Source organism: Gordonia hydrophobica NBRC 16057 (assembly GCF_001592365.1).
Taxonomy (GTDB): Bacteria; Actinomycetota; Actinomycetes; order Mycobacteriales; family Mycobacteriaceae; genus Gordonia; species Gordonia hydrophobica.
Map to the genome: position 1 here is coordinate 351,398 of NZ_BCWU01000004.1, position 14,436 is coordinate 365,833.

Below are 14,436 nucleotides of genomic sequence, written 5' to 3' on the forward strand. Positions count from 1 at the left end.
CGATCGTCACCGCCGTCTTTAAGGAGCACTCAATGACTCTTCCCTTCCCGGACACTTACGCGCAGGCGACACCGGACAAGCCCGCCTACGTCATGGCGGGTTCGGGCGTCGCCGTCACCTACCGCGAGCTGGTCGACGCGTCTCGCCGGATCGCGCGCCTGCTGTGGTCCCGCGGTCTGCGCCACGGTGACTGCGTCGCGATCCTCATCGAGAACCATCTCGCGCTGCCCAAGGTGGCGTGGGCCGCGCAGCGAAGCGGCCTGCGCTATGTGGCGGTGTCGACCAAGCTGCTTCCGGACGAGGTGAGGTACATCCTCGCCGATTCCGGCGCCCGGATGCTGTTCACCAGCGCTCGTATGGCCGACGTGGTGAGGCAGGCGAGCGTGGGTCTGGATTCGGTCGAGTCCGTGTTCGTCGTCGACGACGTGGACGATCCGGACTTCGAGAGTCTGTCGTCCGCGCTCGCGTCGACGCCCGCCGGAGTGGAGCCGGACGAGCGAGAGGGCGTCGACCTGCTCTACTCGTCCGGAACGACCGGCCGACCGAAGGGCGTGGCCGCATCGCTGACACTCCCGCCGCTCGGGACCGCTCCCGGAGTCTCCGATCTGCTGCATCAGCGTTGGGGACTCGACAATGACAGCATCTACCTGTCGCCGGCGCCGATGTACCACGCGGCACCGCTCCGCTTCATCATGACGGTCCACCGTCACGGCGGAACGGCGGTGATCATGGAGCGGTTCGATGCCGTCGCCGCGCTGGAACTGATCGAGCGGTACCGCGTCACGCATACGCAGATGGTCCCGACGATGTTCATTCGGATGCTCAAGCTCCCCGACGCACAACGGCAGGCGTTCGAGGTGTCGTCGCTGACGACCGTCATCCATTCGGCCGCGCCCTGTCCGGCGGACACCAAGCGCGCGATGATCGAGTGGCTCGGGCCGATCATCGACGAGTTCTACTCGTCCACGGAGAACTATCTGTTCACCACCCTCGACTCCCACGAGTGGCTCGATCGTCCCGGCTCCGTCGGTCGGGCGCAGTTGGGCACGCCCCACGTCCTCGACGAGACCGGACAACCACTGCCTCCCGGCGAGATCGGCACCCTCTGGTCGGAGGGCGGCATGGACTTCGCCTACCTGAACGACCCCGAGAAGACCGCGTCGACCAGGAACGCACAGGGCTGGTCGACGGTCGGCGACCTGGGCTACGTGGATGAGGACGGCTACGTGTACCTGTCGGATCGACGTGCCGATCTGATCCTGTCCGGAGGCGTCAACGTCTACCCGCGCGAATCCGAGGACATCCTGGCGATGCACCCGAAGGTCGCCGATGTCGCGGTCTTCGGAATCCCCGATCCAGAGCTCGGGCAGGTGGTGCACGCGGTGGTCGCCCCCGCCCCCGGCGAGGTCGGCGACGACGCGTTGGCCGCAGAGCTGCTCGACTATCTCCGCGACCGGCTCGCCAAGTTCAAGTGTCCTCGACGGATCGACTTCGAGGACGAGTTGCCGAGACACGCCACCGGCAAGCTGTACAAGCGTCTGCTCCGCGACCGATACAGCGAGGGCTCGAGCGTGCCCACGTCATAACTCGAAGCCCACGACCTGATCGATCCCTGGACGGCCCACGTCCGGGGATCGATCATTTCACTCCGCGACCCGTCGATTATCTTTACATCACTCATTGTCTCAGTATTCACTGATACAGTGACTGTAGTCACCTCATCGGCCGCATCAAGGAGGATCGTCATGACCACCGCCGCCCACGACAATCGCGCTCTGGACGCGAACGCCCGGCGCGAAGAACGCGACGCCCGAGCCACCACCGCTCGCCGCCTGCTCAAGAGTTCGGCGAACCGCTCGTACGATCCCGTCATCGACATCGACTTCGACGCCCCGCTCGCCGAGGGCAAGTACTTTCTGCCACCGCAGGTGGTCTCGCTCTACGGCACCGACGTCTGGGAGTCGATGACCCAGGAGCAGCGGATCGAACTGTCCCGTCAGGAGATGGCGAACATCCTCTCGGTCGGCATCTGGTTCGAGAACCTTCTCAACCGAGCCCTGCTGAATCGCCTGATGCGCACGGACCCGGCCGCGGCGACGACGCACTACTCGCTCACCGAAATGGGCGACGAATGCCGCCACATGACCATGTTCGGCAAGACCATCGAGCGATCCGGAGCCCGCGCCTACACCATGCGCCGCTGGCAACGCGCCGTCATGCACGCGTTGCCACTGGTGATGCGCGGAACCCTGATGTGGGTGATCACGCTGGTCGGTGAAGAACTCTTCGACGCGCTGCAGCGGGAGATCCGGAACGATCCCGAACTGCAGCCCATGGTGGCGCGCGTCATGACCGTCCACGTCACTGAAGAAGCACGTCACATCGGCTTCGCACGCGACGCCATCGTCCGCCGCGGACCGATCCGGTCCCGGTTCGAGACCGTCGCCTCGGCCAACCTCCACGGGCTGGCGGCACCGATCTTCCGGCTCCTGTTCACCAATCCCGAGATGTATCGGCGCGCCGGCTTCGACGATCCGGCCCGCATGGCGATGATCGCCCGCAGCAATCCGAACTTCCACGAATCCCAGATCATGTCGTTCGAGCCGCTCGCCACCTTCCTCACCAAGAACGGCCTGATGGGCCCGTTCGCCGAACGGATGTGGCGGCGATCGGGGTTCCTGCAATGACGACGATCGCACTGGTCGGCACGTCGTCGACCATCGAGCGGGTACGCCGCCTGCTCGACGACTCCCCGCTGCCGTTCCGGCTGGTCGACGACGCCGGTCTCGCGGATCTGGTGGTGACCGACGAGGCCGCACCGGTTCCGAATCACCTCGGCGTCGCCGCCGCCGATGCGCCGAACCGATTCTTCTGCAACGACGCGACTGTCGATTACATCGTCGCCGCGCTGACCGAGGCGCACCTGGCCGATGCGCGCGGGGTCCGGGTGCGCCGGACGGTGCAGGACGATCCCGAGGCGCCGGTCCTCGGCCTGGAGTCCTCGTGGCAGCGTCTCGCACGGCGAATGCTGCGACGCGGCACGCGGTTCGATCCCGTCGACTACGACTGGCTCACCGACGAGTCGATCGACGTCGAGTCCTTCGACGACGACGTGACCGTCTCCGCAGGTGACGAGGCATTCACCGCGCGGTTGCGGGCACGGGGCGTCGTCGACGGCAACGACGGTCGCTTCCACTGGGTCGGCATGCTGTACAGCGACCGCGCCGCAGAACGAAAGCACGGCGGCACGACGTCGGTGACCGTCACCGTCGCCGACGGTGATCCCGTGCCCGCGAAGTTCGCCGAGGTGACCCCGTGGGGAACCGTGCGAATGACCGGGGTGGGCGCCCCACCCTGGTGACGCTGGTCGAACGCAGCTTTTCTACGCTGATCGAGTGCCACCTGCGAGCGGAGCGAGCAAGTGGTGTATCGAGATCGCCCGTCGACTCAGATCCCCCGTCGACTCAGAAGTCCCAGTCGTCGTCTTCGGTGTTGACGGCCTTGCCGATGACGTACGAGCTGCCCGACCCCGAGAAGAAGTCGTGGTTCTCATCGGCGTTCGGCGACAGGGCCGACAGGATGGCCGGGTTGACGTCGGTCTCGTCCTTCGGGAACAGCGCTTCGTAGCCCAGGTTCATCAACGCCTTGTTGGCGTTGTACCGCAGGAACTTCTTGACGTCCTCGGTCAGACCGACCTCGTCGTAGAGGGCCTCGGTGTAGTCGGACTCGTTGTCGTAGAGCTCGTACAGCAGGTCGAAGGTGTAGTCCTTGAGCTCCTGGCGCCGCTCTGCGGTCTCGACTTCCAGCCCACGCTGGTACTTGTAGCCGATGTAGTAGCCGTGGACGGCCTCGTCGCGGATGATCAATCGGATCATGTCGGCGGTGTTGGTGAGCTTGGCTCGCGAACTCCAGTACATCGGCAGGTAGAAGCCGGAGTAGAAGAGGAACGATTCGAGGATCGTCGACGCGACCTTGCGCTTGAGCGGGTCGTCACCACGGTAGTAGTCCATGATGATGCGCGCCTTGCGCTGGAGGTATTCGTTCTCCTCCGACCACCGGAAGGCCTCGTCGATCTCCTTGCTGGAGCACAGCGTCGAGAAGATCTGGCTATAGCTCTTGGCGTGGACCGACTCCATGAACGCGATGTTGGTGTACACCGCCTCTTCGTGCGGGGTGATCGCGTCGGGGATCAGGGAGATGGCGCCCACGGTGCCCTGAATCGTGTCGAGCAGGGTGAGGCCCGTGAAGACCCGCATCGTCAGCGTCTTCTCGTACTCGGTCAGGGTCCCCCACGACTGGATGTCGTTGGACACCGGGACCTTCTCGGGCAGCCAGAAGTTACCGGTCAGCCGGTCCCAGACTTCGGCGTCCTTATCGTCCTGGAGGCGGTTCCAGTTGATGGCCGAGACCCGATTGATCAGCTTGACCGGCGAACCGTCGGCAGGACTGTGAGCGAACTCAGACATGACACCCCACGTGAGAAGAGATTGAACTTGAAGCAACGGCTACAACCCTACCGCTTGGGCCCGACCCCCTGAGCGAGCACTACATCGTGTGTCTGCCCGCCTCCGGCGTGTCCGACTCGGCGTGTCGCACGAGGCGCCCAGTAGCGCGGGCGCCCGGCTCCCTCAGGCTCCGGTCATCACCTCGAACACCGACGTTCCGCCGACGTCTCCGGTGAAGCCCGTGGCGATCCCGTCGGGCCCGAAGAACCTGCTGTAGCGCTTCACGGTCCGCACCGCATAGTCGATCCGTTCCACCTCCAGATCGGGGACAGCGTTCTGGAGGGTGGCGAGGATCCGGTCGCCCTCACCCACCGTCTTGATCCAGAAGTGCAGGAGGAACGGCGCCGAGCCACTGGTGCCGGCCACCAGTCGCGCTCCGGAGATCCGTGTCGCCACGTCGATCAACGCGCGCCATTTCGGCGTCCACCGAACTGAGAGGAGGATGCCCGCCTGCATGCCGAGCGCCTCGCGACTGACATCGCAGCGGGAGTTGAGGAGTCCGCCGTCGAACATCTGCGGCAGTCGGCGGCGCACCGTCCGCTCGGAGACACCCGCCGCCGCGGCCAGGTCGACGTAGGTGACGCGACCGTCGCGCATCAGGGCGTCGAACATGCGCAGGTCCTGTGGCGTCGGATGAGCGATCGACTCCGGCAACTCGGCGCGCCACACGGGCGCATGCGGCCCAGCGGTCCCGGCGAGTCGCGGGAACCACAGGGAGCCGTCATGGAGCACCGACCGACTGGTCTGCAGGACTGTGTCGGTGACGCCGGGCATCGCGGCGATCTCACCGACGAACTGCGTCAGCCTGCGCAACGACGACGCCCCGAGGCCCACGAAGAAGGCCCGATCGCCGTCGAGCTCCTCGATCCAGAACGTCGCGGGGTGTGCTGCGAGCCGGACGGTGACATCGCGGCGGGCGGCAGGCGACACCGACACCCAGCAGTATCCGGTGGTCGCGACGAGACGGGCGGGATAGACGGTCACCCACGCCAGACCGTCCGCCCGCAATTTCTCGAAGCGTCGCGCGACGGTGCTGGCGCTGGAGTTGACCGCGCGAGCGATGTCCTGCCACGACGCACGCGGTCGCTCCTGGATCGCGCCGATCAACAGTTGGTCCTCGTCGGACAGGACTTCCTGACCGGAAATCGTCGAGTTCACTTCAGAATTGCCGAAAATGAGCGATCTGACGATCTCCAGGTCCGGGATCTCTACAGTTCCGTCCATCCCCCGAGTATGACAGCGGTCACGTTCACGGGGATCCCTGATCCACCTCACCCATGGAGCCGCCATGCGCCCCACCACTCGCACCACCGTGATCCTGCTGTTCGCGGCATGGTGCATCGACTTCATCGATCGGACCGTGATCGGTGTGGCTCTCCCGGCGATCGGCGACGATCTCGGGCTCGGCCACGGCCAGTTGGGGCTCGTCGTCTCGGTATTCTTCCTCGCCTACGCCTTGGCACAGCTGCCGGGCGGACTGCTCGCCGACCGATTCGGCGCGGTCCGCGTGGCCGTCGCCGGCTTGATCGCGTGGTCGGTGTTCACCGGACTCACCGCGGCGGCGATGTCGTTCGGCGCACTCATTCTCATTCGAATCCTGTTCGGTCTGGCACAGGGTCTGTTTCCGAGCGCGGCGATGAAGTTGCTCACCGAACGGTCGACGCCGGAGGAACGGATGACGGCGAACGGTTGGGTCAACAGTTCCAACGCGGTCGGCATCGTTCTCGCGATGGTGATCGCCGCAGCCTTGATCCCCCTCCTCGGGTGGCGCGGCATGTTCATCGCGATCTCGGTCCTCGGGCTTGCGATCACGGTCACCTTCGCCCGTCGGATGCCTGCGCCCCTGTATCCGGCCGACCCGACGCCACCCAGCCGGACCACGAAGGCGCTCCTCCGGTCGCCGACCATGTGGCTGTTCTCGATCGCGTTCTTCGGCTACGACATCATCGTCTGGGGCGCCAACGCATGGGCACCGTCGTATCTGCAGGAGGAGCTCGGCGTCTCCGCGTCGGCCTCGGCGCTCCTTCTTCTGCCCGCCGGACTGTGCGCCGCGGCGTCGATCATCATCGCCGGCCGCTACTCCGACCGGATCGGCGGACGCCCGCGTCCGCTGATCGTGCCCGGGATGTCCATCGCCACCATCGGCGTCCTGGTGCTCCCGCATGTGCCGGGCGTGGCCGGATTCGTGATCGTCGCAACGATCACCGTCACCGCGGCGGCCACGGCGTACATCGGCGCCTTCAGTGTGCCCCTCAAAGCGCTCGCCCCGACGTTCTCCGGCGTCGGCGCCGCGATGATCCTGATGGGCGGCATGGTCGCCGGGGTCGTGGCCCCCACCTTGTTCGGAGCCATCGTCGACAGCTCCGGTTGGAGCGCCGCCTGGGCCGCTCTCGCCGTCGGCGGTGTCATCTCGATCGTCACGACGCTGTTCCTCCCCCGCGACATCGAAGGCTTCCGCCGCCGAGTCGCACCCGAACTCCTCTTCACCGAACCCACCGCGGTCACCGCGGGGAAAGCCTGAGAACCATGTCCTTCGATCCGCTGTACGCATCCGCCCACGAACTCCTGGACCTGTACCGACGCCGTGAGGTCTCGCCCGTCGAGGTCGTCCGCGCGCAGTTGAGCCGCGCCGACGCCGTCGACGACAAGATCGGCGCCTTCATCGAGCGAATGGACGGCGCCGCGCTCGCCGCAGCGGCCGAATCCGAACGCCGTTACCGCGACGGCGACGCCCTTCCCCTCGACGGCATCACCGTCGCCGCGAAGGAGAAGCACGCCATCGCCGGGCACCGCATCACCGAGGGCTCACTGGCCTGGGACGGCTGGGTGCCCACCGAGAACCACCCGATCATCGATCGGCTTCTCGCCGCCGGCGCCGTGATCCACGCGCGGACCGCGACCCCCGAGTTCTCCATCGCCACCTATACCCACACCCGCAAGTGGGGAATCACCCGCAACCCGTGGCACCTCGACTCGTCGCCGGGCGGCTCGTCGGGCGGCGCGGGCGCCGCGCTCGCCGCGGGGCTGACCACCTTGGCCACCGCCTCCGACATCGGCGGATCCACCCGCGGCCCGGCGGCCTTCACCGGCACCGTCGGCTACAAGGCGCCGTACGGCCGCATCCCCGGTCAAGGCGCGACCAGCCTCGACTACTACCGCGGCGACGGCCCCCTCGCTCGCACCGTCGACGACGCACTGCTGATGACCAACGTGATCTCCGGTCAGCATCGCTGCGATCAAGCGTCCCTGCCGAAGGTCACGGTCCACGCGGGCCGGCCGGTGAAGGGCATGCGGATCGCGTTCTCGCCCGATCTGGACGCGTTCGCCGTCGATCCTGAGGTGGCCGCCAACACGCGCCGGGTGATCGATGATCTCGCGGCCGCGGGCGCCGACGTGCAGGAGGTCCGGATCGGTTGGGACATCGATGAACTCCGTGCCGGAATCATCGCGCACTTCGCGCAGATGATGGCTGCGTCGGTGGCGCACGCGGTCGGCGATCGCATCGATCTCATGTCCGACTACGCCCAGGAGTACGTCCGCATGACGACCGTCGGCCGACAGCATCTGTCGATGTTCGACGCCGTGCGCAACGAATACGCGATCCAGCAGGCGCTGGGTGCGACGATGGTCGGCTTCGACGCCCTGGTGTGCCCCACCACGGCCGCCGTCGGCTTTCCGGCGGGCGACACAATGATCGATGGCATTACCATCGACGACAAGATCGTCAACTGGAGCGAAGGTCTCCTGACGCTGCCCTTCAACGTCAACAATCGGTGCCCGGTGCTGGCCGTCCCCAGCGGGTTCGCCGCCAACGGCATGCCGACGGGCGTCCAGTTGGTGGGCCACCCGTACGACGACGACACCGTCTTCTCACTCGGCGCCGAATTGGAGCGTCGACGCGGTGCGCTGTTCTCCGAGGCCGTGCCCGCCTTGTGAACCCGTCGTGAACAGGTGATGGATCAGCGCTCGGTGAGGGCGCTGATCCATCACCCGTTTCGCCCGCCCCGGTCCAGATAGACTCGCACCACATCGTCGACGGGGAGGGACAACGCCATGCGCACAGTGCCCAGTCCGTCGTTCGAGGGCGCCCGTCTGGTCCAGTCGCGCGTCCGCAACTACTACACGCTGATCGCGCTCATCGCGGTGATGTTCGCCGCCGAGGCGACGATGCACTTCACCCATTTCACGTGGTCCCGCTGGATCGTCACGATCACGGCCGCCGTCGCGACGATCCTCGCCTTCGGCGCCGGCCTGAAACCCGCCGACTTCGGCCTCGGCCCGAGTACGTACGCCCGCGGAATCCGGTGGGCGACAACGATCATCGTCGTGGTGGTGGCCGCGATCGCCGTCGCCCTCGCGATCCCGCGACTGCGCGACCTGTTTCACAACGACGCCTACCGCACCCTGCCGTGGGCCCTGACCTCAGCGTTCGTCCTGATCCCCCTGCAGACGGTGATCCCCGAGGAACTGCTGTTCCGCGGCATCATTCTGGGCTCGCTCCTGCGGCGTCGGTCGACGGTCGTCGCCGTCGCGATCCAAGCCGTGCTGTTCGGACTGTGGCACGTGGTGTCGTCGCTCGGACTCACCGCGAGCAACGAGGGTTTCAGCGGTGCCGTCGGCACAGGCACCGTCGGTACGATTCTCGGCATCCTGGGTGCCGTCGCGTTCACCGGACTGTCGGGCATCGTCTTCGGCTGGCTCCGGGTGAAGACCGGCAGCCTGCTCCCCTGCCTGGCACTGCACTGGGCGGCCAACGGCGCCGGCGCGGTGGCTGCGGCGTTCGCATGGCAGTTGGGATGAGCCGACGTCGTCGCCTCGCCGGCATCTTTTAGAGCAACGCTCTGTTATTCTTCGACGGGTATACGAAACGGCGCGCACGGATCGCGCCCGGGCACGACTTGAGGAGTTCATCATGGTGGCAATCTCGCGGGACGGATCGATCTGGACCCTCGACCTCGGAGCCGATGAGAATCGTTTCTCACCCGACTGGCTCGGCGCCGTCGAATCCGCGCTCGACGAGTTGGAGGCGTCGACCGAGCCGGCCGTCCTCATCACGACCGGCGACGGCAAGTTCTATTCGAACGGGCTCGACCTGGAGTGGCTCGGCGCACACCCGGAACAGCATCAGGCCTACGTCGACCGTGTGCAGGCGCTGTTCGCCCGCGTCCTGACGTTGCCGGTGCCGACCGTCGCCGCCGTGAACGGGCACGCGTTCGGCGCCGGCGCGATGCTGGCCATGGCGCACGACTACCGGGTCATGCGCGCCGACCGCGGATTCTTCTGCTTCCCGGAGGTCGACATCAACATCCCGTTCACGCCGGGGATGTCGGCGTTGATCACGGCCAAACTCGCTCCCCGCGCGGCACAGCAGTCGATGACCAGCGGACGCCGGTACTCCGGCGTCGACGCGGAGACCATCGGCATCGTCGACGCGTCGGCGCCGCTCGACCGACTTCTCGAGACCGCGACCGAGTTCGTTCGCGACTTGGCGGGTAAGGACCGGACGACGCTCGGCACCATCAAGTCGCGCCTGTTCGGCGACGCCGTCGACGCGCTGACCGGCGACAGCACCGGCGGCACGAAGTAGGCCGCGTGGGACGACCCCGCCGGTACGACGTCGACGATCTTCTCGACCACGCCCGGACGCTGTGGCTCACCGGCGGCGTCGCCGCCGTCACGATCCGCGCCCTGAGCACGGCGTCCGGCGCCTCGAACGGCGCCGTCTACCATGCTTTCGGCTCGCGAGCCGGGGTTCTCGCCCGCGTCTGGGCGCGAGACGCCCACGAATTCCTCGTCTTTCAGCAGGAGCACGTGACCGCGGCGATGGCGGAGGACGGTCCGGTGGCGGCCTTCGTCGCAGCAGCCCTCGCGCCGGCGACCTACGCAGAGAACGACGTCGACGGCGCCCGCGTCCTGCTCGCCGCCGATCGGGACGAGCTGCTTACCCCCGAACTCGACGAGTCCTCCCGCACCATGCTGGACCGTCTCCGCAGCGAACTCGGGCAGTTGTCCGTCCAACTGTCGGCTGCCCTGTGGGACCGCACGGATCGCCCCGCCGTGACCGCGATCAGGCACGGCGTCGTGGATCTGCCCGGAGCGTTGCTGTTGAGAGGCGAGGGCGTCGCCGACCCGGTGGCGCGACATGTGCTCGAGCAGGCGGTCCGCGGAATCGCCGCCGCCCCGCCGCCGCGGCCCGCGACGTGATCGCGCGACCGCAACGACGCCGTGGCCCATGCCGTCGTCCACGACCGCTCAGCCGGTGGCACCCGGCGATGTCGACTACCGTCATCAGCATTCGAGGGAACCCGAGCGAACTGGGAATCTGATGGTGGAGCAGCCCGCGCTGCAGCGACGGTTAGGGCTCGGGGACGCGGTCGTCGTCGGCCTGGGATCGATGATCGGCGCGGGGATCTTCGCTGCGCTGGCACCGGCAGCCGCCGCGGCGGGATCCGGATTGCTGATCGGGTTGGCGGTGGCCGCTGTCATCGCGTACTGCAACGCGGTGTCCTCGGCCCGGCTCGCAGCCAGGTATCCGCAGTCCGGTGGCGCCTACGTCTATGGGCGTGAGCGGCTGGGCCCGTTCTGGGGCCATCTGGCAGGGTGGGCGTTCGTGGTCGGGAAGACCGCGTCCTGTGCGGCGATGGCGCTGACAGTCGGCGCGTATGCGTGGCCGGACCATGCACGGGCGGTCGGGGTCGCCGCGGTCGTGGCCCTGACCGCACTGAACTACCGCGGCATCCAGAAGTCAGCGCTGGCGACCCGGGCGATCGTCGCCGCTGTGCTCGCGGTGCTGGCCGCGGTGGTGATCTGCGCAGCAGGCACCGGGGCGCTGCACGCAGATCGGCTCATGCCCTCCGCCGACGTCTCCGCGTACGGGGTCTTGCAGGCCGCGGGCCTGCTGTTCTTCGCATTCGCGGGCTACGCCCGGATCGCGACCCTTGGAGAAGAGGTCCGCGATCCGCAGCGCACCATCCCCCGGGCCATCTCCCTCGCGCTGGCGGTGACCTTGGTCGTCTACGGAGTCGTCGCCGTGACCGCGCTCGCGGTGCTGGGCCCGCAGCAGATGGCTGCGTCGACCGCGCCGCTGACCGATGTCGCCAGGGTCGGCGGAGTCCCTGGCATCGTGGTGATCGTCGGATTCGGCGGTGCCATCGCAGCCCTGGGCTCGCTGCTGTCGCTGATCCTCGGAGTCTCCCGCACCAGCCTGGCGATGGCCCGAGACCGCCACCTGCCACCGCTGCTCGCGTCGGTGCACCCGGTCTATCGAGTTCCGCATCGCGCCGAGTTGGCCGTCGGCGTGATCGTCGCCGTCCTGGCCGCCACCGTCGATGTCCGCGGGGCGATCGGCTTCTCCTCGTTCGGTGTGCTCGCGTATTACTGCATCGCCAACGCCTCCGCGTGGACCCTGTCGGAGTCCGAAGGTCGTCCCGCACGCGTGATTCCGGTCCTCGGAGCCGTCGGCTGCGTCGTTCTCGCCGTCACTCTGCCGTGGGCGTCCGTCGCAGCAGGCGCGGCGGCGATCGCGGTCGGCGCCGTGCTCTTCCTCATTCGCACGCACCTCGCCAATCGATGAGCCGGCGGCATCGTCCAACTGTCTCGCTCCCGGAGACAAAACGCTGGCCAGAGGATATCTCCCCTGGCCAGCGAGTGTAGCGACGGTACCGCTAGAGCATGCAGCTGACGCAGTTCTCCAGCTCGGTGCCCTCAAGCGCCATCTGACGCAGGCGGATGTAGTAGAGCGTCTTGATGCCCTTGCGCCACGCGTAGATCTGGGCCTTGTTGACATCGCGTGTCGAGGCGGTGTCCTTGAAGAACAGGGTCAGGCTCAGTCCCTGGTCGACGTGCTGGGTCGCGGCCGCGTACGTGTCGATGACCTTCTCGTAACCGATCTCGTACGCGTCCTGGAAGTACTCCAGGTTGTCGTTGGTGAGGTACGGCGCCGGGTAGTAGACGCGGCCGATCTTGCCTTCCTTGCGGATCTCGATCCGCGATGCGATCGGGTGGATCGAGCTGGTCGAGTGGTTGATGTAGCTGATCGAGCCGGTCGGCGGGACGGCTTGCAGGTTCTGGTTGTAGATGCCGTGCTCCTGGACCGAGGCCTTCAGCGCACGCCAGTCGTCCTGCGTCGGGATCGCGATGCCCGCGTCGTCGAAGAGGGTCCGCACCTTCTCGGTGGCGGGCTCCCAGACCTGGTCGGTGTACTTGTCGAAGTACTCGCCGGACGCGTACTTGCTGTTCTCGAAGCCTGCGAATGCCGTGCCGCGCTCCTTCGCGATGACGTTCGACGCACGGATCGCGTGGTACACGACCGTGTAGAAGTACATGTTCGTGAAGTCGATGCCCTCGTCGCTGCCGTAGAAGATCCGCTCGCGCGCCAGGTAGCCGTGCAGGTTCATCTGACCGAGACCGATCGCGTGGCCCTCGTCGTTCGCGCGCTTGATCGACGGCACCGACTCGATGGAGGTCTGATCGGCGACGGCGGTGAGGCCGCGGATGGCGGTCTCGATGCTGAGGCTGAAATCGGGCGAGTCCATCGTCTTCGCGATGTTCATCGAGCCGAGGTTGCACGAGATGTCGCGGCCGACCTTCGCGTAGCTCAAGTCCTCGTTGAACTCCGACGGCGTCGAGACCTGCAGGATCTCCGAGCACAGGTTGGAGTGCGTCACCTTGCCCTCGATCGGGTTCGCGCGGTTCACCGTGTCCTCGAACATGATGTACGGGTATCCCGACTCGAACTGCAGCTCGGCGAGCGTCTGGAAGAACTCACGCGCCTTGATCTTGGTCTTGCGGATCCGCTTGTCGCCGACCATCTCGTCGTACTTGTCGGTGACGTTGATGTCCGCGAACGGCACCCCGTAGACGCGTTCGACGTCGTACGGGCTGAACAGGTACATGTCGTCGTTGTTCTTCGCCAGCTGGAACGTGATGTCCGGGATCACGACGCCGAGCGAGAGCGTCTTGATGCGGATCTTCTCGTCGGCGTTCTCACGCTTGGTGTCCAGGAACCGGTAGATGTCCGGGTGGTGCGCGTGCAGGTAGACCGCGCCCGCGCCCTGACGTGCGCCGAGCTGGTTGGCGTAGCTGAACGAGTCCTCGAGCAGCTTCATGATCGGAATGACGCCCGAGCTCTGGTTCTCGATGCGCTTGATCGGGGCGCCGTGCTCCCGGACGTTCGAGAGGAGCAGTGCGACGCCGCCGCCACGCTTCGACAGCTGCAGCGCAGAGTTGATGGAGCGGCCGATCGACTCCATGTTGTCTTCGATCCGCAGCAGGAAGCACGAGACCGGCTCGCCGCGCTGCTTCTTGCCCGAGTTCAGGAAGGTCGGCGTGGCCGGCTGGAAGCGACCCTCGATGATCTCGTCGACCAGGTGACGAGCCAGCGCCGTGTCGCCCGCGGCCAGCGTCAGCGCCACCATGCAAACGCGGTCCTCGAAACGCTCGAGGTAACGCTTGCCGTCGAACGTCTTGAGCGTGTAGCTGGTGTAGTACTTGAACGCGCCCAGGAACGTCGGGAAGCGGAACTTCTTGCCGTAGGCGTGGCTGAACAGCAGTTTCACGAACTCACGGTCGTACGGCTCGAGAACCTCGGGCTCGTAGTAGTTCTCCTTGATCAGGTACTCGAGCTTCTCGTCCAGATCGTGGAAGAAGACGGTGTTCTGATTGACGTGCTGCAGGAAGTACTGGCGCGCAGCTTCCTTGTCCTTGTCGAACTGGATCTTGCCGTCGGCGTCGTACAGGTTCAGCATCGCGTTGAGCGCGTGGAAATCGAGGTCACCCGGCTCATGCCCCGCGGGCCCGGCGTGCACCCCCGACTTGCTGGCCGAGACGTCGGAGTCATTGACAGAAACTGCGGTGGGCGACACTGCTTCTCCCTGGGTAAAACGTGATGTGAATGAATCGATCGGAACGAATCCGATCGTGGTGGTTGGTC

12 protein-coding genes are annotated in these 14,436 nt (G+C 66.5%); 9 read left to right on the forward strand and 3 right to left on the reverse strand.

What is annotated here, in order from left to right; all coding sequences use genetic code 11:
* Positions 1-32 precede the first annotated feature (32 nt).
* The 3 genes from GH2_RS09435 (at position 33) to GH2_RS09445 (ending at position 3,361) form a co-directional block, all read left to right on the forward strand.
* Positions 33-1,586 (forward strand): AMP-binding protein, encoded by a 1,554-nt coding sequence (locus GH2_RS09435; protein WP_066166364.1) that lies wholly within the window; start codon positions 33-35, stop codon positions 1,584-1,586.
* 159 nt (positions 1,587-1,745) lie between these two features.
* Positions 1,746-2,687: an AurF N-oxygenase family protein gene (locus GH2_RS09440; RefSeq protein ID WP_084247404.1), complete on the forward strand. Its 942-nt coding sequence runs from the start codon at positions 1,746-1,748 to the stop codon at positions 2,685-2,687.
* Positions 2,684-3,361: a DUF4873 domain-containing protein gene (locus GH2_RS09445; RefSeq protein WP_066166367.1), complete on the forward strand. Its 678-nt coding sequence runs from the start codon at positions 2,684-2,686 to the stop codon at positions 3,359-3,361. Before GH2_RS09440 ends, GH2_RS09445 begins: the two co-directional genes overlap by 4 nt.
* A 103-nt stretch (positions 3,362-3,464) precedes the next feature.
* Here GH2_RS09445 and nrdF read toward each other — a convergent pair whose 3' ends face one another.
* Together nrdF and GH2_RS09455 are read right to left on the reverse strand one after the other, a co-directional pair.
* A complete protein-coding gene (nrdF, locus tag GH2_RS09450) occupies positions 3,465-4,466 on the reverse strand; it encodes a class 1b ribonucleoside-diphosphate reductase subunit beta (protein ID WP_066166370.1) in 1,002 nt (333 codons plus the stop codon).
* A gap of 162 nt (positions 4,467-4,628) precedes the next feature.
* Positions 4,629-5,729: an Lrp/AsnC family transcriptional regulator gene (locus GH2_RS09455; RefSeq protein ID WP_066166372.1), complete on the reverse strand. Its 1,101-nt coding sequence runs from the start codon at positions 5,727-5,729 to the stop codon at positions 4,629-4,631.
* 64 nt (positions 5,730-5,793) lie between these two features.
* Here GH2_RS09455 and GH2_RS09460 point away from each other — a divergent pair, with 64 nt between their 5' ends.
* The 6 genes from GH2_RS09460 to GH2_RS09485 all read left to right on the forward strand — a co-directional run bounded on the left by GH2_RS09460 (position 5,794) and on the right by GH2_RS09485 (position 12,078).
* The gene (locus GH2_RS09460) at positions 5,794-7,026 is read left to right on the forward strand and encodes an MFS transporter (RefSeq protein WP_084247406.1); all 1,233 of its coding nucleotides are present in this window, start codon (positions 5,794-5,796) and stop codon (positions 7,024-7,026) included.
* A gap of 5 nt (positions 7,027-7,031) precedes the next feature.
* Complete coding sequence (locus GH2_RS09465) at positions 7,032-8,441, forward strand: amidase (protein WP_066166375.1); 1,410 nt, start codon at positions 7,032-7,034, stop codon at positions 8,439-8,441.
* 117 nt (positions 8,442-8,558) lie between these two features.
* Complete coding sequence (locus GH2_RS09470) at positions 8,559-9,305, forward strand: CPBP family intramembrane glutamic endopeptidase (RefSeq protein WP_239588591.1); 747 nt, start codon at positions 8,559-8,561, stop codon at positions 9,303-9,305.
* Positions 9,306-9,414: 109 nt separating this feature from the next.
* Complete coding sequence (locus tag GH2_RS09475) at positions 9,415-10,092, forward strand: enoyl-CoA hydratase-related protein (RefSeq protein WP_439951462.1); 678 nt, start codon at positions 9,415-9,417, stop codon at positions 10,090-10,092.
* A 5-nt stretch (positions 10,093-10,097) separates the two neighbouring features.
* Positions 10,098-10,709, forward strand: coding sequence for a TetR/AcrR family transcriptional regulator (locus GH2_RS09480; protein WP_066166379.1), 612 nt, complete (start codon positions 10,098-10,100; stop codon positions 10,707-10,709).
* Between the two features lie 121 nt (positions 10,710-10,830).
* A complete protein-coding gene (locus tag GH2_RS09485) occupies positions 10,831-12,078 on the forward strand; it encodes an APC family permease (RefSeq protein ID WP_066166639.1) in 1,248 nt (415 codons plus the stop codon).
* A gap of 91 nt (positions 12,079-12,169) precedes the next feature.
* On the opposite strand, the gene nrdE is transcribed toward GH2_RS09485, so the two are convergent.
* Complete coding sequence (gene nrdE, locus GH2_RS09490) at positions 12,170-14,368, reverse strand: class 1b ribonucleoside-diphosphate reductase subunit alpha (RefSeq protein ID WP_066166382.1); 2,199 nt, start codon at positions 14,366-14,368, stop codon at positions 12,170-12,172.
* Positions 14,369-14,436 lie beyond the last annotated feature (68 nt).

What these genes read in the sequence shown, in the direction of transcription:
- GH2_RS09455 (WP_066166372.1), bottom strand. Translation starts at nt 5,729, where the DNA reads ATGGACGGAACTGTAGAGATCCCGGACCTGGAGATCGTCAGATCGCTC.
- nrdF (WP_066166370.1), bottom strand. Translation starts at nt 4,466, where the DNA reads ATGTCTGAGTTCGCTCACAGTCCTGCCGACGGTTCGCCGGTCAAGCTG.
- GH2_RS09435 (WP_066166364.1), top strand. Translation starts at nt 33, where the DNA reads ATGACTCTTCCCTTCCCGGACACTTACGCGCAGGCGACACCGGACAAG.
- GH2_RS09440 (WP_084247404.1), top strand. Translation starts at nt 1,746, where the DNA reads ATGACCACCGCCGCCCACGACAATCGCGCTCTGGACGCGAACGCCCGG.
- GH2_RS09445 (WP_066166367.1), top strand. Translation starts at nt 2,684, where the DNA reads ATGACGACGATCGCACTGGTCGGCACGTCGTCGACCATCGAGCGGGTA.
- GH2_RS09460 (WP_084247406.1), top strand. Translation starts at nt 5,794, where the DNA reads ATGCGCCCCACCACTCGCACCACCGTGATCCTGCTGTTCGCGGCATGG.
- GH2_RS09465 (WP_066166375.1), top strand. Translation starts at nt 7,032, where the DNA reads ATGTCCTTCGATCCGCTGTACGCATCCGCCCACGAACTCCTGGACCTG.
- GH2_RS09485 (WP_066166639.1), top strand. Translation starts at nt 10,831, where the DNA reads ATGGTGGAGCAGCCCGCGCTGCAGCGACGGTTAGGGCTCGGGGACGCG.
- GH2_RS09470 (WP_239588591.1), top strand. Translation starts at nt 8,559, where the DNA reads ATGCGCACAGTGCCCAGTCCGTCGTTCGAGGGCGCCCGTCTGGTCCAG.